This window comes from Pseudomonas sp. Irchel s3b5 (assembly GCF_900187435.1).
Classification (GTDB): Bacteria; Pseudomonadota; Gammaproteobacteria; order Pseudomonadales; family Pseudomonadaceae; genus Aquipseudomonas.
Genome location: NZ_FYDY01000017.1, coordinates 40762 through 64491, shown reverse-complemented (window position 1 = coordinate 64491; position 23730 = coordinate 40762). Strand labels below are relative to the sequence as shown.

Annotated in this window: 29 protein-coding genes and 2 pseudogenes; 28 read left to right on the top strand and 3 right to left on the bottom strand. The window is 58.0% G+C overall.

Annotated features, from left to right (window positions below; all coding sequences use genetic code 11):
• The first annotated feature begins 319 nt into the window (after nucleotides 1-319).
• The gene (locus tag CKW15_RS17955) at nucleotides 320-940 is read left to right on the top strand and encodes a tyrosine-type recombinase/integrase (protein WP_095152544.1); all 621 of its coding nucleotides are present in this window, start codon (nucleotides 320-322) and stop codon (nucleotides 938-940) included.
• A gap of 118 nt (nucleotides 941-1058) precedes the next feature.
• On the opposite strand, the gene CKW15_RS28825 is transcribed toward CKW15_RS17955, so the two are convergent.
• Both CKW15_RS28825 and CKW15_RS17945 read right to left on the bottom strand, forming a co-directional pair.
• A complete protein-coding gene (locus CKW15_RS28825; protein ID WP_095152543.1) occupies nucleotides 1059-1277 on the bottom strand; it encodes a hypothetical protein in 219 nt (72 codons plus the stop codon).
• Nucleotides 1278-1635: 358 nt separating this feature from the next.
• Nucleotides 1636-2457: a restriction endonuclease gene (locus CKW15_RS17945; RefSeq protein WP_095152542.1), complete on the bottom strand. Its 822-nt coding sequence runs from the start codon at nucleotides 2455-2457 to the stop codon at nucleotides 1636-1638.
• A 301-nt stretch (nucleotides 2458-2758) separates the two neighbouring features.
• On the opposite strand from CKW15_RS17945, the gene CKW15_RS17940 reads away from it, so the two are divergent.
• The gene (locus tag CKW15_RS17940) at nucleotides 2759-3496 is read left to right on the top strand and encodes a hypothetical protein (protein ID WP_095152541.1); all 738 of its coding nucleotides are present in this window, start codon (nucleotides 2759-2761) and stop codon (nucleotides 3494-3496) included.
• Nucleotides 3497-3516: 20 nt separating this feature from the next.
• A complete protein-coding gene (locus CKW15_RS17935; protein ID WP_095152540.1) occupies nucleotides 3517-3876 on the top strand; it encodes a TonB-dependent receptor in 360 nt (119 codons plus the stop codon).
• A gap of 157 nt (nucleotides 3877-4033) precedes the next feature.
• On the opposite strand, the gene CKW15_RS17930 is transcribed toward CKW15_RS17935, so the two are convergent.
• Nucleotides 4034-4864, bottom strand: a complete 831-nt coding sequence (locus CKW15_RS17930; protein WP_095152539.1) for a hypothetical protein — start codon at nucleotides 4862-4864, stop codon at nucleotides 4034-4036.
• Nucleotides 4865-5622: 758 nt separating this feature from the next.
• Between CKW15_RS17930 and CKW15_RS17925 the strand changes: the two genes are divergently transcribed.
• The 25 genes and pseudogenes from CKW15_RS17925 to CKW15_RS17815 all read left to right on the top strand — a co-directional run bounded on the left by CKW15_RS17925 (nucleotide 5623) and on the right by CKW15_RS17815 (nucleotide 23655).
• Entirely contained in the window at nucleotides 5623-5958 is a 336-nt protein-coding gene (locus tag CKW15_RS17925; protein WP_095152538.1) for a phage holin, lambda family, read from the top strand.
• A gap of 128 nt (nucleotides 5959-6086) precedes the next feature.
• Nucleotides 6087-6533, top strand: a complete 447-nt coding sequence (locus tag CKW15_RS17920; RefSeq protein WP_095152537.1) for a DUF1737 domain-containing protein — start codon at nucleotides 6087-6089, stop codon at nucleotides 6531-6533.
• A gap of 661 nt (nucleotides 6534-7194) precedes the next feature.
• Complete coding sequence (locus CKW15_RS17915) at nucleotides 7195-7710, top strand: Rha family transcriptional regulator (protein WP_095152536.1); 516 nt, start codon at nucleotides 7195-7197, stop codon at nucleotides 7708-7710.
• Between the two features lie 99 nt (nucleotides 7711-7809).
• On the top strand, nucleotides 7810-8388 hold the full coding sequence (locus CKW15_RS17910) for a terminase small subunit (RefSeq protein WP_095152535.1): 579 nt from the start codon (nucleotides 7810-7812) through the stop codon (nucleotides 8386-8388).
• A 3-nt stretch (nucleotides 8389-8391) separates the two neighbouring features.
• The gene (locus CKW15_RS17905) at nucleotides 8392-10401 is read left to right on the top strand and encodes a phage terminase large subunit family protein (RefSeq protein WP_095152534.1); all 2010 of its coding nucleotides are present in this window, start codon (nucleotides 8392-8394) and stop codon (nucleotides 10399-10401) included.
• 51 nt (nucleotides 10402-10452) lie between these two features.
• Nucleotides 10453-10659 (top strand): phage head-tail joining protein, encoded by a 207-nt coding sequence (locus tag CKW15_RS17900; protein ID WP_027923826.1) that lies wholly within the window; start codon nucleotides 10453-10455, stop codon nucleotides 10657-10659.
• Entirely contained in the window at nucleotides 10659-12143 is a 1485-nt protein-coding gene (locus tag CKW15_RS17895; protein ID WP_095152533.1) for a phage portal protein, read from the top strand. Before CKW15_RS17900 ends, CKW15_RS17895 begins: the two co-directional genes overlap by 1 nt.
• Nucleotides 12140-13288, top strand: coding sequence for a head maturation protease, ClpP-related (locus tag CKW15_RS17890; RefSeq protein ID WP_095152532.1), 1149 nt, complete (start codon nucleotides 12140-12142; stop codon nucleotides 13286-13288). Before CKW15_RS17895 ends, CKW15_RS17890 begins: the two co-directional genes overlap by 4 nt.
• Nucleotides 13285-13629, top strand: a complete 345-nt coding sequence (locus CKW15_RS17885) for a head decoration protein (protein WP_095152531.1) — start codon at nucleotides 13285-13287, stop codon at nucleotides 13627-13629. The genes CKW15_RS17890 and CKW15_RS17885 overlap by 4 nt, the downstream gene beginning before the upstream one ends.
• 62 nt (nucleotides 13630-13691) lie before the next feature.
• Nucleotides 13692-14687, top strand: a complete 996-nt coding sequence (locus CKW15_RS17880) for a major capsid protein (protein ID WP_095152530.1) — start codon at nucleotides 13692-13694, stop codon at nucleotides 14685-14687.
• 2 nt (nucleotides 14688-14689) lie between these two features.
• Complete coding sequence (locus CKW15_RS17875; RefSeq protein ID WP_095152529.1) at nucleotides 14690-15004, top strand: hypothetical protein; 315 nt, start codon at nucleotides 14690-14692, stop codon at nucleotides 15002-15004.
• On the top strand, nucleotides 15001-15633 hold the full coding sequence (locus CKW15_RS17870; protein ID WP_095152528.1) for a hypothetical protein: 633 nt from the start codon (nucleotides 15001-15003) through the stop codon (nucleotides 15631-15633). Before CKW15_RS17875 ends, CKW15_RS17870 begins: the two co-directional genes overlap by 4 nt.
• Nucleotides 15626-16189 (top strand): hypothetical protein, encoded by a 564-nt coding sequence (locus tag CKW15_RS17865; protein WP_095152527.1) that lies wholly within the window; start codon nucleotides 15626-15628, stop codon nucleotides 16187-16189. The genes CKW15_RS17870 and CKW15_RS17865 overlap by 8 nt, the downstream gene beginning before the upstream one ends.
• Complete coding sequence (locus CKW15_RS17860; protein ID WP_095152526.1) at nucleotides 16156-16716, top strand: phage baseplate assembly protein V; 561 nt, start codon at nucleotides 16156-16158, stop codon at nucleotides 16714-16716. Before CKW15_RS17865 ends, CKW15_RS17860 begins: the two co-directional genes overlap by 34 nt.
• A gap of 56 nt (nucleotides 16717-16772) precedes the next feature.
• A complete protein-coding gene (locus tag CKW15_RS17855) occupies nucleotides 16773-16994 on the top strand; it encodes a hypothetical protein (RefSeq protein ID WP_095152525.1) in 222 nt (73 codons plus the stop codon).
• A gap of 13 nt (nucleotides 16995-17007) precedes the next feature.
• The gene (locus CKW15_RS17850) at nucleotides 17008-17334 is read left to right on the top strand and encodes a GPW/gp25 family protein (RefSeq protein ID WP_043302559.1); all 327 of its coding nucleotides are present in this window, start codon (nucleotides 17008-17010) and stop codon (nucleotides 17332-17334) included.
• Entirely contained in the window at nucleotides 17331-18218 is an 888-nt protein-coding gene (locus tag CKW15_RS17845) for a baseplate J/gp47 family protein (protein ID WP_095152524.1), read from the top strand. The genes CKW15_RS17850 and CKW15_RS17845 overlap by 4 nt, the downstream gene beginning before the upstream one ends.
• The gene (locus CKW15_RS17840; protein ID WP_095152523.1) at nucleotides 18215-18826 is read left to right on the top strand and encodes a phage tail protein I; all 612 of its coding nucleotides are present in this window, start codon (nucleotides 18215-18217) and stop codon (nucleotides 18824-18826) included. Before CKW15_RS17845 ends, CKW15_RS17840 begins: the two co-directional genes overlap by 4 nt.
• Nucleotides 18789-19214 (top strand): annotated as a pseudogene (locus tag CKW15_RS29135) (phage tail protein); the annotation flags it as partial. The gene CKW15_RS17840 and the pseudogene CKW15_RS29135, both read left to right, overlap by 38 nt.
• A 660-nt stretch (nucleotides 19215-19874) precedes the next feature.
• A pseudogene (locus tag CKW15_RS29130) lies at nucleotides 19875-19953 on the top strand (hypothetical protein); the annotation flags it as partial.
• Nucleotides 19954-20039: 86 nt separating this feature from the next.
• Nucleotides 20040-20939, top strand: a complete 900-nt coding sequence (locus CKW15_RS29125) for a phage tail protein (RefSeq protein WP_371856307.1) — start codon at nucleotides 20040-20042, stop codon at nucleotides 20937-20939.
• Entirely contained in the window at nucleotides 20939-21556 is a 618-nt protein-coding gene (locus CKW15_RS17830) for a tail fiber assembly protein (protein ID WP_095152521.1), read from the top strand. Before CKW15_RS29125 ends, CKW15_RS17830 begins: the two co-directional genes overlap by 1 nt.
• A gap of 99 nt (nucleotides 21557-21655) precedes the next feature.
• On the top strand, nucleotides 21656-22819 hold the full coding sequence (locus CKW15_RS17825; RefSeq protein WP_095152520.1) for a phage tail sheath family protein: 1164 nt from the start codon (nucleotides 21656-21658) through the stop codon (nucleotides 22817-22819).
• Nucleotides 22820-22831: 12 nt separating this feature from the next.
• On the top strand, nucleotides 22832-23335 hold the full coding sequence (locus CKW15_RS17820; protein ID WP_060539975.1) for a phage major tail tube protein: 504 nt from the start codon (nucleotides 22832-22834) through the stop codon (nucleotides 23333-23335).
• 11 nt (nucleotides 23336-23346) lie between these two features.
• Nucleotides 23347-23655, top strand: a complete 309-nt coding sequence (locus CKW15_RS17815; RefSeq protein ID WP_095152519.1) for a phage tail assembly protein — start codon at nucleotides 23347-23349, stop codon at nucleotides 23653-23655.
• Nucleotides 23656-23730: the final 75 nt, after the last annotated feature.

The following is a 23730-nucleotide window of genomic DNA, read 5'->3' as shown; positions in this document are numbered from 1 at the left end:
CCTTCCTTTCTTCGCCTGCAAAACACTTCCTTAAATTGACGTCAAAAAATCATACGAGTGCTAGAGAAGCACAGTCTAGAGCGATGTAATCTTGATACGCTACTATTTTGCCATACGCACCACAAGCTCAATGTACGGGCGTAGAACCGAGCTTAAAAATTGAACAAATTAATCAGGAACAAACCAAGGTATTGGTACTGCTGAGCGGCCGCTTCGGGTCGCTTTATGCCTTTGCTGACAGGCAGCTATGGGTCTGATAGCCACCACCAGCCATTGTGACTGATCCACCCTTGTCTTCCCTCAACGTGGAGGACGAGCCATGAACACTGTTGCTAGATACCGCCATCAGCCGTGGAACAAGGGAAAGCTTGTCGGTCAGAAAGCCCCGCTCAGAGTCAGAGATATCTGGGCTATCCGAGTAAGACTTCAGCTTGCTGAGAAGACGCGTGATTTGGCGCTCTTCAACTTGGCCATCGATAGCAAGTTGCGTGCCTGTGACTTAACTAAATTGCGGGTCCGAGACATTGCCCATGGGGAGCATGTGTCGTCACGGGCCATCGTGATGCAGCAGAAAACTCAACACCCATTGCAATTTGAAATCACTGAACAGACCCGAACGGTTTTGGAAGCGTGGATGCGCCAGGCGCATCTCCGCAGTGAGGATTTCTTGTTCCCGAGCCGCTTGCACGCTTCAGAGCATTTATCCACCAGGCAATACGCTCGAATAGTCAAAGCGTGGGTGACAACCATTGGCCTTGACCCAACCATGTATGGTACTCACACGCTACGGAGAACCAAGGCTTCGTTGATTTATCGCAGGACGAAGAACTTGAGAGCGGTCCAACTCCTGCTTGGTCATACAAAGCTTGAAAGCACTGTCAGGTACTTGGGAATCGAAGTCGATGATGCCTTGGAAATGGCGGAGCAGACGGAGGTGTGACCATTCACAGCGACGGTCGTGCCAGACCGTCGCTATCCGTCCCTCTACCAGTCAATTGTGTCTAAAAAGTCAGGGGGCCATTCAAATCAGAGGGCAGTCCTGGACCTCACTGAGTGATCTAAGACTGGCGTACCCTCATAATGGAATCTGTGATGGCTTGAGCATTTGTGTCCAGCGTTTCCATTGCCGATATCGCATTAGCGGCGACACTGCCGACCCCATTTTCTGACAACCACTTGGTTATTTCTTCTATCGCGGCACATAGGGCGTGCTGGTTGTGGAGGAGCAATGTCAGAGCGTCCGCTGTGGCGATTTTGCAATTTGAGTTATCGGGCATGACGGTCGTCCTTGAGTAATGATGCCGGAAGCCTAGCTCATCTCGCCGTTGCCTTTCCCAGATCTACCCAGCTATTTGGATTCGATCTGACGGTCATTTGGACCGAATTTGACCTGTACGTCCCTAGGTTATGACCGGCAGAGGTCGACCCAAAGCTGTCGGTGAGCATTTGGTGAAAGAGTTCAATAAGACGTCAGCACTCAGAACCTGGGGCTGGATTTTCATCATTGATGGCACGCCTCAGGTTTTGCCGCCCACATCGCTTTATAGCTCTCCATTACTGCGTGCCTTGAGTGGTCAAGTACGATGCAAACGCTTGGTCAAGTCAGGTGAAATTTCCCAGGGAATGGGGCTTCAGCTATCCATCCCCAAGTGGCCCATCGAGTGTCACACCGATGATGGGCGCCCTTGGTTCAAAAATCGACCCTCCAAAAACCTCGTCGAATGCGGTTTCCACGTCTTTGAGGTACTTGAGGATAACGTCCAAAAGACCGCGAAACGTATCGCAATGCCACCTAACGTGAGGAGTAATCAGCTTCAGCACCCTGCTCTTAAAGTCATCCAGATCTTTAGGCAAACCTAGTAAGACGTCCGACCCCAAAACTGGCGACATGGCTCGAAAATTAAACATAGACAATGACATCACTGGGACAGCGTGCAGCGCGTACAGGAGATCAAACTTTTCCTTCTGTTCCGGGCCCAAGGCATCGTAAGCGCGATCTCGAACGCCATTGCACGGCTCTACGTACTGGAGGGGGGTATCAGCCGTATCGCCGATGAGTGGGCAGAAATACCGGGTCCACCACGCCTCAAAATAACGCTGCTGGAACTCTAGGTACGTCATACCGACGATGTTGGTATTTTGTGTGTAGCGCTGGGCGCCCTTTTGGAGACCATACTTCGAGATGATGAAGCCGATGTTTGCCCCCGTTTCATGCATTACAGTAGTGAACGAGTGCACCACGGCCTGTGGAATGGCGCTTCCCCAATTCTTGCATTCCACGATGTACTTGATCTTGTCGACACTTCGAACGTCCACAGCCAGCACGTCCACATTTACGGATCCCCGCGGCGTATCGAGATCAACCTCAACCTCTGCGGTTAAGCCAACATTGCGGAAAATTCGTTGCACACCACTTTGAAGGTCCCGCCAGTCTTGTGGTAGCGGATCGTCGATCACAGCTGCGTCTCCCGTTGCAGTTCGCGGCGTGAGAGACTACTTCTTCACAAAGGCGACGTCCACAGGCTAGCTACAGCCCAGACCTCAAGTAACGCAATTGGTCAGCTGCCACCGGGGATTGATCCTGGCGGTGTGCTTAGAAGCGACTGCTGCACTGGCCACATTCAATCCAAGGGTGGTCTCATGGAGTACGAGCTGGAGGACGGCTCGACGCTTGAAGGTCGGTTTGCGGGACTTATCCGGCGATATCCAACCTGATATCCTCCCGGCCCTATCGCAAAGGTAAGGCTGGGAGCCTGAGATGAGTTTTATCCCGAGCTGTGACAACAGACACGACGCCATTAGCTCTCTTGCTGAGATCTACGCTGTTTCTACCGATGAGATCGAACGAGTGCTTCTAGCCCCGGCAGTGCTGGAAATCGCACAGGTGTACTCTGAAATTAAGCGGCCGGAGTTCCATGGGGTTGTTTGGCACCTGCTAAAAGCCTACCCGCGCGATGACATCACCCACGCGTATTACTACCACTCTACGAGTTATGCGGGGTGCGACTCGTGGTTTGCCGAGGGGTTGTTGGGTTCTTCCCAAGGCGTGGGGCGCTTCTTGGATAAGATCATGGAGTGGGTACCCCCCGAAAAACGATCAACTGCAAAACAGCGGGCTGAGGGTATTGTGAAGCTTCGCAGCGAGTATGAAGGGTCTACAGCTGCGGGCACGGGCCCTTACGCGTGGAACACCTTCACTGCTGCAAGCCACAGTGAAAGCGGCATCCGATACCGCGTACCAGAGGCAGTCCAAGATCTATGGTCTAGCAGCTTTTGCGGAAGTGGCGGATTTGTCGACCTGCGCAGTGTTATAGAAGAGCGACTGAAGCCTGTCGTAGTCAAGTTCAAAGGGGAAACGACTGACATCGAGGACTACTGTGCGTCACTTTGGGCCTACCTGCTTTCGGATGACGGAGAATGTCACCTCACCCACACCTTCAAGGGCACCGGACAAACCATTCCCCGCGAGGACATCGCCGCGGTAATTGACGTGTAACGACTTGAAGGCTGAACCGTATGAATGGCGAAATGATTGATTCGCCGTTCGAATCAATTGTAGGAAACACGAGCCCCCTGACCCCCAAGATCAGCGCGAGTGTCTGGCTAAAGAAGGAGCTGGGCGGAGGCTTCAATGTCGCAGGTGGAGGACGGTATGAGGGTGAGCGCTTTACCTCACCGAACAACAAGGTGTCGCTTGATTCGTACACGACGGCTGAATTGGCTGGCGTATATCGAAACGAGCACTACGACGTGAGGCTGAATGTCGATAACCTATTTAACCGTGAGTATTTAGTTTCTGCCAAGGCAGGTAGTGATAACCCCAACTACCCCGGGGCGCCTCGCAGCGCCAGCCTGCGTGTAGATTATCGCTTCTAACGAATTAGCATCCCGGCCAATGGGGCGTAGCAGTTGTTCGCGATTTACCGTTTTCGACCCGGTGCAGCCAGTCAGCAGCGACTGAAGTCGGTCAAAAAATGACAGGCTAGAGTGTGCCAGGACAAATCGATTTCTGCTGCTACTATGTCTGGTTATCTTATTTAGTAGACTTGCTATCTTCATGGATTTTTGCTCTTAATAATGCAGGCCCGTAAGATTCGATCCACGTCGCCTCTCCGGCGCTGAGCCGCATCGAAGTTGAATCCCTTTGCAGAATGACTCCCGTTTTTAACTCATTTATGAAAACCTTCAAAACTTGATTTCGAAAGGCTTGGGTTTGATTGCTGTCGTCATAAATGAAAAGGTAAAATACTAACGCACCGATTATAACTGTTCTAGTTATGAATCCACCCTTTGAGCCCGCGATGTGGACCTTTCCAACGCGAGCGATGAGCGGATTTGTCTTCCCACATGGGGACAATGGAATTCCGATTTTTTGCAATCTAATAACTTCCTCAGCCGAATGCTGAGCTGGTGACAAAAGCTGAACAACTACCTCAAAGTCGCGCATTCCAGCTGGGTCGGAATGAAGGATATAATTTATCGAGTTCGAAAAAATATGCGAGTGCAATCCGTCTATGCGCATTGCGTTAAACGAGAGTTTTAATATCCACCTTAGTAACATATCGTAGTCGTAGACTAGCTCGATGTTTTTTTGTAAAAATACGTCAGTTAGTATTCCGTGCTGGCGAAGAAACTGGCTTGCGTGGCTATCGAGTTTGCCAAGCAGTACATGATTGCATCTCTCGCAAACATCTTTAATTGTAAATTGGCCGCCTACAGTTTTTTTTGCAAACTCATTCCAGCCTGATATTTTGTAATTGTTTTTTTCATAATAATCATAAATAAAGTGAGGAATGATGTGCTCACGGGTTAACTTTCTATCTGTAGGCCCGCAATATGCGCAAATTAATATTTTTTCGTTCAAGAAAAATCTCCTTTATAGGGGGGCAGTGTCGCGCGCTAGATGTTGTTGCGTTCTCGCTCTTGTTGAGTATGTTATCTTGCAATTAATTTTAGGTATGCCAGATAAAGACTTATAACAGGATTAAGTGTTACCGGCTCAAGGCTTTACCTGTCAGCTTACCCCAAAGATAGTGCCTTCGGTAAGTGGATCGAACAGAGAGAAAATATGAAAGGCCTTTGCTTTCACTTTCCGGTGATTCAAGGCTACGGAAGTCAGAAGTGGAAATTTTAAACGCTGCCTGTCGCTATTCATAATTTTGCAAGCCCTAGTATGGGAGGGCGATGTAGTTCTACCAATCTGCATCGGTCTAATTCAAGCACGCACATCCCGTTTTTTCTTGTGGATCTGTTATTCTTGGCTCTAGGTGGATGTCCGCTATTGGCCGATTGCCGATTGCCGATTGCCGATTGCCGATTGCCGCCTGTCGCGCGAGCAACTTGCCAACTTCATGCATCAACTGGCTAGGGGCAATTTCGTATTGACTGCGGAAAAGCCTTTTCCGCGCGGAATAGACCTGCTTTTATAGCAGCGTGTGTTGCTGTGAACGCAGCGAGACGCCTTTCAAGAACCCGGCCACTGAGTCGGGTTTTTTGTGCCCATTTTTGAGCCCTGTCATCGAACAGGGCTTTTTCGTTTTTGGTTCCGCCACGCCCTTCGCTCCGAGCTGGGAAGTGCAGCTGGAACCAATCTATTGAGCTTCCCGAAAGGGAGAGATCCGGATGACAAACATGCCCGATAAACCAGACACCTGGCTGCTCGTTCTCGCATGGCTAGGGCAACATGCACCCACGATCTACGCCGGAGCATTGTCATTCGTGGTCGGTGCCTTGCGGATCATTTACGGCGGTGGCACGCGACGGCAGGCACTGCTTGAAGCTTCGCTTTGCACGCTGATTACCATTGGCTTGATTCCACTATTGGAATACTTCGGTCTACCGCAAAACTTCGCCACAGCGGCGGGTGTATTCATTGGTTTCCTTGGCGTGAAGAAGATTGCCGATCTGGCCGATCGGTTCGCCGACCTCCAATTTCCAAAATCGGATTCGGCGCCATGAAGCGCAGTTCTTGGGTGCTGCCTGTTGTGATCCTGCTGGCCTATGCGGTCACGGGCCACATCCATTGTGGTGAGTCGCCTGCATGTCAGCCGCTCGCCGCTCAATCATTCAATCGTGAGGTTTAGAGAATGGCCTACACCCAATACGAAACCGTCGTCGCCAATACTCCTGATGAGCTGACGGCCAAGCTGGCACAGGCCATTGCCGATGGCTGGCAGCCTTACGGTAGCCCTGTCTCCATCACCGAAGGCTTTCAAGTGCTTCAGGCTGTAGTGAAGGGATCGAGCAATGTCGGTGGTACGCCAGGCGACATTACCTCGGACAACATCACGGACGCCTCGGATGTCGGTAAGGCGGTGTTGGTGAGTGTCGACGCCGCCGCTGCGCGTACCGCGATCGGTGGTGGGACTTCGGACTTCTCGGGGAGTTACAACGATCTGAGCGATAAGCCTGCCATTCCAGTGGAGGGCGATGCCGCAATGCTGGAAACCGGTACCGACCTCATTGCGCATACCTGGTCAGCCAAGGTGATCCATGACGAGATTGCGCGCCAGATTGCAGCGTTACCGGCATGATCTTCATGCAAGCGATTGTGACGGCGTCCGTTTGAAGCGCGGCCTTCAACCAGGGAGGATCGAGGTTTCCAAATGCACCGGGGACCCTGGCAACTTCCAAGGAACACGGGGCATAAGACTCGCGCAAACGCGTTAGCGGCACCCCACCAAAGTTAGTTAACTGGTTAACTCGCGTGGTTAACCGGGCTGAAAGGCTTGTGGGCCGTGGCTTACAGGGCGGTTAACTAAGGAGTTAACCTGGTTAACTCGATGGTCCCCTGATTCGCCTGCAAGCCAAGTAAACCGTGGCTTACAGCGCGGTTAACTAAGGAGTTAACCGAGTAAAACAGTTGGTTAACTCCCCCAGCAGCGTTAAAAAACACCTGAAAGCCAAGCAGGCTGTGGCTTGCACAGCGGTTAACTCGCTGAATAGTCCATCGACAACACCCAAACCCATTTGAGTTTCGGGGTTCGGGACGTCCTCCATCAACGGGCGCTCCGAATACCGTCATTGCAAACCCCGGGCGCTCCCAGCGTGCCGGTTTTTTTCGTTTCTGCCGCAAGGCAAACCAAATCCCTCGCGGGATACCCATGCAGGCTAGGGCTGTACACCCGAAAGGGACGGGTACGCCTCCGTCTCTGCCTGCATACCTTTTTTAAAGTGGCGTATCAGGAGTGCGTAATGAGTGAATGCATTTTGAGTGAAGTCGACTTTCAGCAGATGGTGATGGCCGATCAGGGAAAGGTGGTGACCACTTCACTGCGCGTTGCTGCCTACTTCGGCAGGGCGCACAAGGCTGTGTTACGTAAGATTGCCAACATGAAGTGTTCGTCCGAATTCAACCGGCGCAATTTTGCGCTCGTTGAATACCTGGATGCGAAGGGTGAGCAACGCCCCATGTATGAGATGACCAAGGATGGATTCATGTTTGTCGCCATGGGGCTGACTGGTGAGAAGGCCGACCAGATCAAAGAGCGCTTCATTGATGCCTTCAACTGGATGGCCGACCAACTGCTCAAGCGCGTCATGGTTTACGACCATCTTCGCAATGAACTGATGTTGGAGTACCGGCAAGAGAAGAGCATTGCCAGTTTGGCCGGACGCACCTTGCAGCGCTGGCAGATCAAGAAACCGGCTATTGAAACCAGGATCATGCTCATCGAGCAGGGTGGCCAGTACCGCCTGTTCCATGCCTGAGAGGGATAATAACCCGCAGCACATGGAGGCCTTCGTCGGAGAATCCGACACCAAATGTTTTAGCCGTCTCGAGCTGCCGGCTTACTTTAAGGCATGGTCATGACAACACTCACCAAAGCGGAGTTCGCCACGCGCCAAGGCTGGTCAAAACCCTACGTGTCGAAGCTGGCCAAGAGCGGACGCCTGGTGTTGATGGCGGACGGCATGGTGGATGTCGAAGCCACGGATCGCCTGCTGTTCAGCACCGCGGACCCGAGTAAAGCCAATGTGGCGGCGCGGCATGAGCGCGAACGGATTCAGCGCCGACCGGAAGGCAATGCCCCGGCACCCCAAATTGTTTCGCACCAAGCGCCATTGTCGGTCGAGGGTATCCCGGACTTTCAGGAGTCCCGTGACTACCGCGAGTTTTACGAGTCACGCCTTACCGAAAGCGAGTTTCACAAGAATCGCGGCGCCCATGTCGAGCTGGAAGCCGTTAAAACGGCGGCGTACACGAGCGGGCGGATGCTGCGTGATCTGTTGCTGGGCATGCCGCCACAGTTGGCCCCCGAGCTGGCAGCCATGAGTGATCACTGGCAAATCGAGAAGCACCTTACCGCTGCATTGCGTCGGGTGCTGGACGATGCCGAGCGGATCTCCTCGACAGACCTCATCCATTCTTTGACTGCAGCGAGTTAACTCATGTCAGCGGAAATGCCCGACGGTGCAGCGGTGTACCGGGAGGCATATTTCCGCGGGCTGCGGCCCGAGCCGGATGTCTGGATCGATCAGTGGGCCGACGAGTACATGCGTATTCCGCGCGATGCCGGCGCCGCCGAACCCGGGCAGTACCGCACGGCGCGTACACCCTATGCCCGCGAGCCCATGCGGTGTTTGTCACCGGCCCATCCGTGCAAGCGCGTGGTCACCATGGTGGCCTCGCAGTTGATGAAAACCCAGATCGCCTTGAACTGGATCGGTGGCCTGATCCATATGGCGCCGTCGAACATTCTCACGCTGCTACCCAGTTTGGGATTGGCCAAACGCGTCTCGTCGCGCATCGGCAAGACCATCAAGGCCACCCCGGTACTGCGCGAGCGTGTGGCGGCGAACCGTGCCCGCGATGCGCGCAACACCATGGACACCAAAGAGTTCGAAGGGGGGTCGTTGTATGTAACCACGGCCGGCTCGGCAGCGAACCTGTCGGAGTTGTCGGCCCGCTACATCTATGGTGATGAAGTGGATCGCTGGGTGGTGGACGTCGGCGATGAGGGCGACCCGATTGAGCTGGCCGAAACCCGGGGCAGTACGTTTGGGCGTAACGCCAAGTTCTACTTTTCCAGCTCGCCGACAATCCGGGGCGCCTCGCGCATTGCCGATTTGTTCGAGTCCAGCGACCAGCGTTTTTACTACGTGCCATGTCCGACCTGTGGGCACATGCAGGTCCTCGAATGGGAGCGCCTGCATTACTCGACGGATTGCCAACTGGCGCACTACGAGTGTGCCGGACCTGACTGTGACGTGCTGATCGAAGAGCATCACAAGGGTGAGATGTTGGCCAAGGGTGAGTGGCGCGCACATGCCCAGGGCGATGGCGAAACCGTCGGCTTCAACCTCAATGCGTTGTACTCGCCGCCCGGCTGGACCGGTTGGGCCGCGCAGGCTAAACAGTTTGAAAAGGCCAAGACCGCTATGTCCCGCGGTGATCTGGAGCCTATGCAGGTGTTTTACAACACCCGTCTGGCCAAGGTCTGGGACAGCGCCCAGGAGCAAACCAAAGCCGATGTGCTGATGGCCCGGGCCCGCCTTGAAACCTATGGTCTGGGTTCGATGCCGTTTGCCGTGCTGATGCTCACCGCCTCGGTCGACGTTCAAGCCAACCGTCTGGAGTTTATGGTGGTGGGGTGGGGCGCCGGCATGGAGCGCTGGATTATCGACTACCAGGTGATCTGGGGTGATCCCTCCGATGAGCGTACCTGGTCGGTGCTCGACGACAAACTCAAGGCGCGTTACCCGCATCCATGTGGTGCGCAGCTGACGATCCGCGCCGCCGGCATCGACTCTGGCGGCAACCACACCGACGAGGTGTATCAGTTCTGCCGGCTGCGCCGCTGGCGCAACATCTTCGCGGTAAAGGGCGCGAGCAAGCCGGGTCGACCGGTGATTGCGCAGCGGCCATCGATGATGGATGTCACCTGGAAAGGCCTGACCGAGCGCAAAGGTGTCGAGCTGTGGTTCGTCGGTACCGACACGGCCAAGGACTGGATTTACAACCGCTATCCGGTGGACGACGGTCCCGGCGCGCTGCACTTTGCCAACGACCTGCCGGACGATTTCTTCGCTCAGTGTGTCGCCGAGCGCAAGGTGACCCGCTACGTCAAAGGCTACAAAAAAATCGAATGGGTCAAGGGCAAGGCGGAGCGCAACGAAGCCCTGGACTTGATGGTGTACAGCCTGGCAATGGCGCATTACTTGGGGCTGAATCGCTACAAGGAACACGACTGGGATCGGGTAAAAACCGCCCTGTTGCAGGCGGTTCCCCCAAGTGAGAAAGCCGTCATGGTTGAGCGTATCAGCACTCCGGCGACGCCACGGCGGCCACCGGCTGATCCCGTATTGCCAACGGCCAAGCCGGCAGCAGCACCGCTACCCATTGCACGGCCCCCACAGCGTCGCACCTCCAGCAGCGGCTACCTCAAAAAACGGCGCTGAGTGGTAGCGCGCATTTGCACATCACGTTGTCTTTTACCTTAGAGCGATCTCATGGCCTTTACCCAACAGCAACTCGATGCAGTCGAGAAGGCAATTGCGCGCGGTGAAAAAATCGTGCGCTACGCCGATCGCAACGTCGAGTACCGCGACATCGACGAATTGCTCAGGGCACGTGACGAAATCCGTAGCTCGTTGATCGCGGCGGCCGGACCTCGTTCGCGCATCGTGCGGCTTTACCATGGAGGCAAGGGACTGTAATGGCTCGTCACTTTCCCACCTTGGGTCGTAGCGGATTCCTGATCCCGTCGAACATCAAGGCCAGCTATGAAGGCGCTGCCGAAGGGCGTCGTTCCGCCAGTTGGGATGCGCCCGACGCTGGTTTCAACAGCATTGCCATTCCGGCGTTGCGCAACCTGCGTTCACGTTCACGTGCGGCGGTGCGTAACGACCCGTACGCCTTCAACATCATCGACAAACGGGTCAGCAATCTGATCGGCACCGGCATCACGCCGCGGCCGAAAACTCAGGACGATGAACTTCGGCATCTGTTGCAGGAGCTTTGGGCCGACTGGACCGAAGAGTCCGATGCCGACGACCTCACCGACTTTTATGGACAGCAGGCGTTGATCGCCCGGACGGTGGAAACCGCCGGTGAATGTTTTGTCCGCCTGCGTCCGCGCAGCCTCGACGAAGGTTTCGTGGTGCCGTTGCAGCTTCAGGTGCTGGCCCCGGAGTTTGTGCCGCACGACAAGTTCGAGGCTGCGCGCAACGGCAACACCATCCGTGCCGGGATCGAGTTCAGTCCAGACAGCCGCCGGGTCGCGTACTGGATGTATCGCTCGCACCCCGGTGATGCCTCTTCATTGAACAGCGGCTACAACCAGCTGGTGCGGGTACCGGCTAGTCAGGTGCTGCATATTTTTGAACCGGTCGAACCGGGGCAGTTGCGTGGCTTGCCGCGCCTGTCGCCGGTGCTCAAGCGCCTGCGTAGCCTGGACAACTACGACGATGCGGTGTTGTTCCGCCAGGAGGTGGCCAACCTGTTCGCCGGCTTTATCAAAAAGCCCTCACCAGACGATATTCAAACCCCGGTGGACCCGGTCACCGGGGCGCCACTGAACCTCGCCTCGGATGGTTTCACGCCCATGGTCGCGCTGGAGCCCGGGACTATGCAGGAGTTGTTGCCGGGGGAGGAGGTCGAGTTTTCCTCGCCGCCGGATGCCGGGAACAACTATCCAGATTTTATGCGTCAGCAATTGATGGCGGCGGCCGCCGGCGCCGGGATGCCGTACGAGATCCTCACCGGCGACATGCGCGAAGTGAATGACCGTGCGCTGCGGGTGGTGCTCACCGAGTTTCGGCGCCGACTGGAGCAGCTGCAATTCGGTGTGTATGTGCACCAGTTATGTCGCCCGGTGCGAGCAGCGTGGATGGACATGGCGGTGCTCAGTGGCGCCGTGTTGTTACCCGATTATGCCCAGCGGCGCCGTGAGTACCTGCGTACGCGCTGGGTGCCCCAAGGCTGGGCCTATATCCATCCGGTTCAGGATGTTCAGTCACGCACGATGGAAGTTAACGCCGGCTTTGCCTCGCGCAGCGAAATGGTCCTGCGTACCGGTTATGACGCCGAAACGGTGGACGAAGAAAACGCCGCCGATGCCGAACGGGCTCGTGGCAAGGGTCTCAACTACAGCACGCTCGTCGAACTGCTTCAGGCGCTCGACGACAAGGAGCAAGCATGAGCAAGAATACGACTCCGCGCATTTACAACAAGGCCGGTCAGCCGGTACCGGTGCAGGACAAAAGCTGGTACGCCGTGCACGCCAGTGGCGAAGCCGCCGAGCGGGTGATCGAAGTCTTTGTGTACGGCGAGATCGGCACCTGGGGCATTACCGCCAGTCAGTTCATGCAGGATCTACGCGCCGTGGATGACGGGGTGTCACCGGTGATTGCGGCGTTCAACAGCATCGGCGGCGACCTGTTCGACGGGTTGGCCATGCACAACACCTTGTCGAGGCTGGGCGAGCGTTGCACGGCACGCATCGATGCACTGGCCGCGAGCGCGGCGAGTGTCGCCGTGTGCGGTGCCCACAAGGTAGTGATCGCGTCCAATGCGATGCTGATGATTCACAACCCGTGGACTTACGCGGCCGGCGACGCGGACAGCTTTCGTAAGGTGGCTGATGTTCTCGATCAAACCATGGAGGCGATCATCGCGGCCTACAAGGCCAAGGCACCGGACATCGATGAGGTGGAGTTACGAGAGTTGGTGGCCGCCGAAACCTGGTTGACCGCGAGTGAAGCGGTGGCGCTGGGTCTGGCCGATGAAGTGGGTGACGGGGTCCAGGTCAAAGCGTGCCTGGGGCAGGGCGGGGTGATGCAGCGATACCAGCACACCCCCGCGAACTTGCTAGCCCAGCTCGAAGAGGCACCCGATCCCGCTCCGGAGGTGGATCCAGACAATCCACCCGCACCTGTCATCGACTCAGCCAAGCTGGCATTGATGATTACGCAGCGTTGCGCCGAGTCGGGGATCAGCAATCTGGTCGCACCGCTGCTCAGCTCGACCCAGCTCGAAAGCGAAGAGATCGTCTTGGCGGGTCTGACCCGGGCCAAATCGGTACATGACCTGTGTGTCGCGGCACGTCTGCCAGAGCTGAGCGCCGAGTACGTGGCAGCGGGGCTGGACGAGCCCGCGGTGCGCGCGCGGCTGTTCGACAAGATCGTCAGCAGCGGCAACGGTTTTGAGATCGACAACAGCTTGCCTCTCAATCATGACCCGGCGCCGAAGGTGCAGGCGAAACAACCGGATCCTCCATCGATCTGGGCTGCCCGTCAGGCGGCTCACGGGAGCCAATCCAACAATGCAAAAGGAGCACGCGCATGACCGTAAAGTACGAAACGCTACACGCTGGCGAGTTTCTGCTCTCCGAGGGGGCCGGGAAGATTTCCCGCGAATCCATTCTGGTGGCAGCAGGTGCGGCATTGAATGCCGGGCAGGTGCTGGGGCTGATCGCGGCGAGCAATGAGTTTGCCCCCTACGATCCTGTCGCCGTTGATGGCACTGAAGTGGCGGCCTGCATCCTCTACGGGCCGCTGGGTGAATCGACTGAAGAGCGTCGGGCCAGTGCGGTGGTACGGCTGGCGGAGGTCAGCGAGGTGCATTTGATCGGCCTCGACGCTGAGGCCGAGGTTTCTCTGGCGGCTCAATTCGTGATTGTTCGTTAAGTCAGTCCCCCTTTTTCCAACCCCGCCCTGTGCGGGGTTTTGTTTTTCTGGAGAGTCACTTCATGGCCGACATTGGCATTTTTACCGACGATGTTTTTTCCGTGTCTTCGCTCACCGCGGCAATCAATGAGCAGGAGTACTTGCCGGGTCGCATCAGCAGCCTGGGCCTGTTTCGCGAAGAAGGCATCAGCACCCTGACCGTGCAGATCGAAAAGGACGGCAACACCCTGGCCTTGGTGCCGGCGGGTGAGCGTGGTACTTCGGGCCTGGTCGTGGGCGGCAGCAAACGTCAGATGATTCCGTTCAACACCGTACACCTGCCGCAGCGTTTCACCATCAAGGCTGACGAGATCCAGGGCATTCGCGCGTTTGGTACGACGAGCGAATTGCAGGCCGTGCAGGGGGTGGTCAATACGCGTCTGAGCAAAGCCAAACGTCAGCTCGATGCCACCCATGAGTTTCAACGCATGGGGGCACTGAACGGCCTGATCCTCGATGCGGATGGCTCGACGGTCCTGCTGAACATCTATCAGACGTTCGGTGTGGAGCAACAAGTCCTGTCCATGGGCTTGAACGACTCGGCGACGAAGATCCGGGTCAAGTGCGCCGAAGCACTGGACATGCAGGACGATGAGCTGGGCAGTGTCACCAGCTCGGGTGCTCGCGCCTTCTGCGGCAAGAACTTCTGGAACAAGCTGATCACGCACAAATCGGTTGAGGAAACCTACCTCAATACGATCCAGGCCGCGGAATTACGTGGCGATGCGCGGGACAGCTTTGAGCTGGGCGGCATTGTCTGGGAGCGTTACCGCGGGCGCATCGCCGGGGTGTCGTTTATCCATGACGATACAGCGCTGTTGATTCCGGAAGGCGTACCGGAGTTGTACATCTCCTGCTTTGCTCCGGCGGACTACATGGAAACGGCCAACACCCAAGGCCTGCCGTATTACAGCAAGCTGGAGCCCCTGCCGTTCAACAAGGGGATGGCCGGTGAAGCTCAATCTAACCCGTTGCACTTGTGCACGCGGCCCCGGGCGCAAATTCTGCTGACGCTCTGATCATGGCCTTTCGAGACCTGGTCGAGACGATCGACAGTGTGGTGTTCGACACCCTGGCCGATGTTGGCTTCATCGAAGGTCGGCGCGTGCTGGGCATGTTCTCGGCGCCCTGGTTGCAGCCCAAGGTCGGGCGCCTGAACACCGGCCTGCGCGATCCGTGTTTTCACATTCGCGTGGCCGATGCTCAGGGCGTTGAAAAAGCGCAGACGGTGCAGATCGATCTACCCGCCTTGGACGGTGGCGGCGACTACACCCTGACTCACCTTGAGCCGGCGGGCGATGGCCTCGTGGCCTTGTCGTTGAGGTTAAAAGCATGAGTGTCGTTCCTGTGACCCTGCGGTTTTCTGCCGACGATATGCAGGCGTTTAAACAGCTGGCCAAGGTCATGCCCAAGGCCGCTGCTGCGGCGCAACGACGGGCGATCAACAAGACGTTGGGCTGGCTGGCCACGCACATGGCTCGGGATGTCAGCAAACAGGAGCGGATTGCTGTGCGGGCGGTGCGTCAGCGCCTGCGCAGCTATCCCATAAAAGGCCAGGGCCAATTGGGCAAACTCTGGTTTGGCACAAACCCGATGGAGGCCAGCCGGACAGGCAATCCCCGTCAGGGCAAGGCTGGTGTTTCGGTGGCGGGTCGGCGTTATCAGGGCGCTTTTTACAAACGGGTGTATGGCAATAAGGCGGACATCTGGATTCGTACCTCCAGCAAGCATTTCAACCCGGATGACTATCCCGGTAGCAACACTTCCACAGGTGGCACCAGTTCGGGCTGGATCGCGGAAAACGACAACCGTTTTCCCCTGGCCAAAGCCAAGGTATCGCTCGAGGACGTCGAGGGACCTTTTTACACTTGGGCCAACAAGGCCGATGAGCGCTTGCTGGTTGTCTTCCGGCAGGAGATGAACTTTGAACTGCATAAATACCTGAAGGGGAGCACTCGTGTCTGATCCTGCCTTTTCGCTGGATGCGTTGTACACCGCCATCGAGGACCACATCCGCCAAGCGCTGCCTACGGTGCGATTTGTGGCGACCTGCCCGGACATTCAGGACCGGATCGCACTGCCGGCCGTGTTTCTGGAGCCGGTTGAGTTTGAACCCGGGCCAGATATCGGCACCGGTGAAACGGTGTTGATCCAGCGTTTCGAAGCACGTGTGATTGTCGCGCCCGAGCTGGCACGTCATCAGCAACTGGGCGCCCAGTTGGCGGCACAGATCGCGGTTCTATTGCGAGCGCAGACCTGGGGGCTGGATAACGTCGAACAGGCTCAATTTGTGGCCTCGCGGCAGGACTGGACCAAACCGGAGCTGGATGGTTACACCGTATGGACGGTTGAGTGGACCCAGCAGATCTACCTCGGTGAGGTGGAGTGGCTTTGGCCTGTCGAGCCGCCCGGTTCACTGTATCTGAACGTCGACGGCTGTACCGGTACCGGCAATGAAGATCACTACTTTCAACCGGAGGATCTGGCATGGGATACGCCAGCGCTGAACACGACCGGATGATTGCCGCCATGCTGCTGCCCTGTGTGGTGGCTGGCATCGATCTAAGCGCCGGTCGCGTGCGGGTCAAAGCCGGTGAGTGGACCAGTGCCTGGGTGCGTTGGCACAGCCTGGCGGCCGGCAAGGCCCGGCATTGGCGCGTCCCCAGCCTGAATGAACAGGGCGTGCTATTCAGCCCCAGCGGTAATCCGGCCTTGGGCACGTTTATCCCGGGGCTGTATGGCAACGCCGGGACACCACCGGACAACCGCGATCACGTCGAGGCCTGGTACTTCGAGGATGGCGGTTCGCTGGTCTACGACTGGCATGCTGGCAGCTACAGCATCGCGTTGCCCAGTGGCAGCCGCGCAACGATCACGGTCGGTGGCTCGCAGTTGGACGTGACGCCGGATCAAGTCCGGGTGACGGCCAGCCAGATCACCCTGGCCGGTGAGGTGAGCATCGACGGCGCGTTGAGCGTTTCCGGTGACATCAGCGGTGCCGGGACAATCATGGATGCCGGCGGCAACAGCAGCAACCACTCGCATTGAGTGAACATTCACCTTCAGCCCGCCCCGTGCGGGCTTTTTCATGTCTGGAGTAAGCCATGACCAGTAAAACCAAGGAAGTCTCAACCGCCACCGAGGCGCCCGTACCGGCCACGCTGAGTGTGTTTCGCGACACGTTGTACACCTCGCGGGTGCTGGTCCTGCTGGAAGCTGGGCGCACCTTGAAAGTGGAAAAGAGCCAGGTCGCGGTGGCCTCGGATGACACCGTCGCGATCGAGTATCTGCAGGGTCGTAAGGATTTTGTCGCGGTCGAGGGTTGATCCGATGATCGGGATGATCGGACTGGACCGCCGCACCGGCCAGCTTATTTCCGGTCTCGATCACCTGCGCCAGTCCATCGAGGACATCTTGTCTACGCCCTTGGGCAGCCGACGCATGCGCCCGGAGTACGGTAGCAAGCTACGGCGCTTTGTCGACCTGCCGGTGAACGACGGCTGGAAGAGCGCCGTGCAGGCGGAAGTGGCGAGCACCCTCGGACGTTGGGAGCCACGCCTGAAACTGGGCCGAGTGCGCGCCGTGGCCATTCTCGACGGGCGTATCACCTTTGAGCTGACCGGGCAGTACCTGGGCAGCGACGTGACGTTGGAGGTGTCTGCATGACCATGGAACTGGCGGCCCTGCCGCCACCACAAGTGCTGGAAGACCTCGACTTTGAGGTGGTCTATCAGGAAAAACTGGAAGCCTTCCGCCTGAGCATGGGCGACAACTGGAGCGCGGAGCTGGAAAGTGATCCGGTGCTCAAGCTGGTCGAGCAGGCGGCGTACGGCGCCGTGCAGAACCGGGCGCGGGTCAATGACGCGGGCAAGGCCTTGCTGTTAGCCCATTCTGTGCGTGCCGACCTCGATCACCTGGCCGCGAACGTCAACCTGCAACGTCTGGTGATTCAGGCGGCAGACCCGAGCACGGTACCGCCAACGCCGCAGGTGCTCGAAGAGGACGATGCCCTACGCGAGCGGGTGCAAATGTCGTATGAGGGACTGACCACGGCCGGACCGCGCAACAGCTACATCCTGCATGCGCGCAACGCCTCGGGTCTGGTGGCCGATGCCACGGCAGAGAGCCCGTCGCCGGCCGTGGTGGTGTGCACCGTGCTCAGTTTGGAAGGCAGCGGTGTGGCTTCGCCCGAGCTGCTGGAGGAGGTCCGGTTGCACCTGAATGACGAGGACGTGCGGCCGGTGGCCGATCGCCTCACGGTGCAGAGTGCCGTGGTCATCGATTACAACATTGAAGCGGTGCTGTACCCGCAGGCACCCGGTCCGGAAAACGAAGCCTATTTGGCCGAAAGCCAGAAACGCCTGAGTGAGTGGATCAACCCGCGGCGGCGCCTCGGTCTGGAAGTGGCGCGTTCAGGCATCGATGCGCAGTTGCACATTCCAGGCATTGCCCGGGTTGAGCTGCTGGGCTGGACCGACATCCAACCGAGCAAGGCCGAGGCGGCGTATTGCACTGGCTACACCGTGGTCCTGGGAGCCAGTCTGACATGAGCACTCAGTTGCCGCTTAACAGCACACCGCTGGAACTGGCTGTGGAAGCGGCCAACTACGAAAAAACGCTGATTCCGCTGCGCAGTTTGTACAACGCCGACACTTGCCCCGAACACTTGTTGCCGTACCTAGCCTCGGCCTGGTCGGTGGACCGCTGGAACAACAACTGGACCCAGGAAACTAAGCGCACGGCGATCCGTTCGGCGTACGACGTGCATGCGCGAAAAGGCACCATCGGTGCGTTGCGTCGTGTGGTCGAGCCCTTGGGCTACCTGATTGCCGTTGTGGAATGGTTCAACACCGTGCCGGAAGGTGTGCCCGGCACCTTCGCCCTGGAAGTGGGGCTGAATGACTCTGGCATCACCGAAGAGCTGTACGAGGAACTGGCGTGGTTGATCGACGACGCCCGTCCGGTCAGCCGGCACCTGATCAACCTGGCGCTCAGTCTGCAATCCGAGGGGGTGCTGGGCATTGCCGTATGCGTGCAAGAGGGTGAAGAGATCGACGTGTACCCACCAGCCCCAAAAGACATTGACGTGACCGGCACGTTTGGCCCGGCGCTCTGCGTTGATGAAACCGATACTTTGGACGTTTATCCCTATGATTGATAAGACCAGTCAGTTTTTTGCCATTCTCACTGCGGTCGGTGAAGCCAAGCATGCCAATGCCATCGCCATGGGCCTGGACTGGATGTTTACCGAGATGGGTCTGGGTGATGCCAATGGCACCGACCCGATTCCCGATCGTCTGCAAACCCAGTTGATCCACGAGTGGCGCCGGGCGCCAATCAACCAGATCCGCGTCGATCCGGCCAACCCCAACACGGTGATCACCGAGCAGATCATTCCGCCGGAAGTCGGCGGTGAGTGGATTCGCGAGATCGGTCTGTACGATGTCGACGGTGACCTGGTGGCGGTGGCCAATTGTGCGCCGAGCTACAAACCGCTGTTGGCCCAAGGCACCGGCAAGACCCAGGTCGTGCGGATGAACTTCATCGTCAGCAGCTCGGCGAACATCGTGCTGAAGATCGACCCGGCGGTGGTGTTGGCCACTCGTGAATACGTCGACACCGCAATCAGCGAAGCGCTGGCCAAACTGGATCACAAACAGTCGGCGCGGGTGGCCGCCACGGCCCCCATCATCCTGAGCAACGTGCAGACCATCGACGATGTCGCTGTGGTCATCGGTGATCGGGTGCTGGTCACCGCTCAGGAAGAAGCCGAGGACAACGGTCTCTATGTCGTCAGCATCGAAGGCTGGACGCGTGCCACTGATGCCGACAACAGCCTGGAAGTGACCCCGGGCCTGTTTATTCAGGTGGAGCAGGGCACCGTCAATGGTGACAGCCTCTGGCAACTGGTCACCGACGCGCCGATCACCCTCGGCACCACCGGCTTGCAGTTCGAGCTGATCGCCGGTGGCAGCGGGGTGGGTGTGGGTACGTTTCGCAGTGTCACCGTAGACGCCCTTGGGCGCGTGGTTGCCGGTACCAATCCGACCACCCTCGACGGCTACGGCATCACCGATGCGTTGCCCGTAGACGGCACCGCCGTGGCGGCCGCCCAACTGGAAACCGCACGCACGCTGAGCATCACCGGAGCAGCCAGTGGCAGTGTGTTGTTCGATGGCACCACCGATGCCGATATAGAACTAGCGCTGGCCGACAGCGGGGTGACGGCGGGGACCTATTCCAGCGTCACTGTGAATGCCCAAGGTGTGGTGACGGCCGGCGACCAGCTGACGCCAGAGGATCTTGGATTGGGAACCGCCGCGTTAGCGAACGTGCAAACCCATGTGGCGGATGCGACCGCTGAAGCGTTGATGAAGGTTGGGGCCTTTGGCCTGGGCGGTACCGGGATTATTTTGCCTCCCGACACGAATCTGGACACGGTGAATCTCGGTGGGCTTTACCGGATCAATACCGGGGGAGGAATACCGGCGGGATTTGAATACGGATCGATGCTGGTGATCCGTGCAGCCGACACGATTGCGCAGCTCATTGTCAATCATGCGACGGGCACTATCGTTTCACGGGGAGGCTCCAACTTGGTTGATGGACAGGTGCCTGCTTTTAACCCGTGGGTCACCAGCTGGAACACCTCCAACTTTAACCCTGCCGCGTACCAGCCTAATTTGGGGTTTACGCCGGTACAGCAAGGTACTGGGCATGGCCAGTTGGGGAATATCGTCAAGATCGGCTGGGGTTCAGATGGCCAGCTACGGTGTACGGTCGATGATTTGGACTTGGGGGTGGTCTGGTGCCAGAACAACTTAGACCCGGCACTCCAAGCGATGCCCATCGGCGCCCCTATTGCGTGGCCTACGCCATGGCCGCCAGTGAATTACCTACCGATGATGGGCCAAGGCTTCGACGTTAACCTCCATCCAGCGCTTGCGGCGCTTTATCCGGGTGTTCTTCCGGATATGCGGGGGGAATGGATTCGTGGCTGGGATAACGGCAGAGGTGTTGATCCAGGCCGCAACCTGCTGACGTTTCAAGGCGCAGTAGACAATTACCTCGCTGAAGTAAAGGGTACGGGGAGCGTTCCCGGCGTTCCTGAGCAGGGAACTATTTACGTGCCGAACGATGGTAACTATTCGGCGTCGTTATTTTCCGGATCAACCACCGGGACTCAAATGTCATTGCAATTCAAAAACTCGGGCGGCGGTGAAGGTCGTCCGCGCAACATGGCCTTCAACATCATTTGCAGGGTGTACTGATGATCGAATTCAAGGATGGTCTGGCGCTGGAAACTGGCGAGGTTCCCGTACACCGGTTTAATGCGTTGACGGGTGAATATCTGGGCTCGGACATCGAGCGTGTGATGGTGGGTTTTGGGCTGTCGGCGGGAGCCACCGCCGTTGAGCCGCCTGCCCCGCCCCCGGAAATGGTCGCCATCTGGACGGCGGGGGCCTGGGCACTGGAACACGATCATCGTGGCCCTGTTTACAGCACCACGGATGGGTCAATGACGGAGCTCAAAGTGCTGGGGCCGATTCCGGACGGGCATACAGCACTCGCTCGGCCATCGGCAGATTACATCTGGTCGCAGGGTGCATGGGTGTTTGACCAGGCCACGGCGGATGCTAATGCAACCGCCGCGCGGATGGCGGTGGAGACGGATGCTCTGGTGCAGCGTGATCAGGACTTAGCCTGGGCGACCCTGCGCATGGGACCTTTGCAGGACAGGGTCGATTTGGGAACAGCTACAGGCGAGCAGAGCGAGCAGCTCACGGCCTGGAAACGCTATCGCATTGAACTGGACGAATTGCCGCAGCAACCCGGTTGGCCGCTCGCGATTGAGTGGCCGGTCAACCCGTATCCGCCGACCGCCTGACGCCCCGCACTGACGGGGCGTTTTCTTTCCGGTCGCATTTCAGCGCACAACCCACGACCTCGTCTAGGCGGGGTCTTTTCGTTTCTGGAGCATCACTCTATGAGTTTCTTTCACGGCGTCACGGTGACCCTGGTGGACACCGGTGCCCGGCAAATCGCCACTCCGTCCGCCTCGATCATCGGCCTGTGCAACACCTTCACCGTGGGGCCGCCGGCCACCGCCGCGGCCAACGAACTGCTGTTGATCACCCGCGAAAGCGAAGCGGTCGCCGCCTGGGGCCCCGATGCGGCCATCACCCAGGACTGCAAGGCGATTTTCAAGCGCTCCAAGGCGGTCATTGTCGCCGTCGGTGTGCCAGTGTTGGAGGATCCCGCCGAACAACTTTCCGCGATCATCGGCGGGGTCTGGGCGGACGGCAGCCGTACCGGGATGCAGGCGTTGCTTGATGGCAAAAGCAAGTTCAACGCCCAGCCGCGCCTGCTGATTACCCCACAGTATTCGGCAACGCTGGCGGTCGGCACTGAGTTAGTGGCGCTGGGCGACAAACTGCGGGCCATGGCGATCATCGATGGGCCCAACACCACCGACGAAGCGGCGATGGACTACGCCAAAAACTTCGGCAGCAAACACGCCTACATGGTCGACCCGGGCGTGCAGTTCTGGGACACCACGACCAGTGCCACGGTCAATGCGCCGGCCTCGGCCTGGACCGCCGGCCTGTTTGCCTGGACCGATGCGACTTACGGTTTCTGGGCCTCGCCGTCGAATAAAGAGTTCGTCGGCATCACCGGCACCACGCGGCCGATCGAGTTTCTTGACGGCGATGCGTCCTGCCGCGCGAACCTGCTGAACAACGCCAACATCACCACCATCATTCGGGACGACGGCTACCGGCTGTGGGGCAACCGTACGTTGTCCAGCGACCCGAAATGGAAGTTCGTCACCCGCGTGCGCACGCTGGACATCGTCATGGACGCGATCCTCTACGCGCACAAATGGGCAGTCGACCGCTCGATCACCGCGACTTACGTCAAGGACGTCACTGAAGGTTTGCAGGCGTTCATGCGCGACCTGAAAAACCAGGGGGCGATCATCAACTTCGAGGTGTATGCCGACGAAGAGTTGAACACCGCCAGCGAACTCAGCGACGGCAAGGTGTACTGGAACATTCGCTTCACCGACGTGCCGCCGGCTGAAAACCCGAACTTCCGCGTGGAGGTGACCGATCAGTGGATCACTGAAGTGCTCGATACATCCGCCTAAGGAGGCCGCTTTATGATTCCGGAAGTGCTCTACAACACCAACCTGTTCGTGGACGGTATCAGCCTGCAAGGCGATGTACCGAGCCTGACCTTGCCCAAGTTGACCCTCAAGACTGACGAGTACCGCGCCGGCGGCATGGACGCGGCGGTAGAGCTCGACATGGGCATGGAAAAGCTCGAAGCCAGCTTTCTCACCAACGGCGTGCGCCGCGAGGTGCTGAAGTTCTTTGGTCAGTCCGACCTGACTGGGTTCAACGCCTCGTTCCGCGGCGCTTTCAAGGGCCAGAAAGGATCGGTCAAGTCGGTGGTCGCCACCCTGCGGGGCAGCCTCAAGGAAGTCGATCCGGGGGACTGGAAACCGGGTGAAAAGGGTGAGTTCAAGTACGCCGTCGCGGTGACCTATTACAAGCTGGAAATCGACGGCAGCGTGATGTTTGAAATCGATCCCCTCAACTCGATTCGTGTCATCGATGGCACCGATCAGCTGGCCGCCGTGCGGTCTGCCCTGGGCATGTAAGGAACCACACCATGAGCAATACAAAAGACAACGTCCTGCCCAAGTGGCTGCAACTGGGCGATGGCATTGCCACCATCACGTTATCCAAGGCGAGCCAGGCCAATGGCATGCAGGTCGACAAACTGACCCTGCGTGAACCGACAGTGCGCGAGATGCGTGCCGCCACCTTGCAGGGTGGGACCAATGAAGAAGAACAGGAGATGGTCTTGTTCTGCAGCCTGGCGAGCATCGGTCGTGGCGATCTGGAGGGGCTGCTGATGCGTGATTACCGTCGTCTACAGACCGCCTATTTTCGTCTGGGAGCAGACGACGGGGTTTAACCCCAAGCTGCAAAAAGCCCTGGCCAAACGCTTGGCCGCCGAGCTGAATTTTTCGGCGGCCGAGATCCAGTGCTT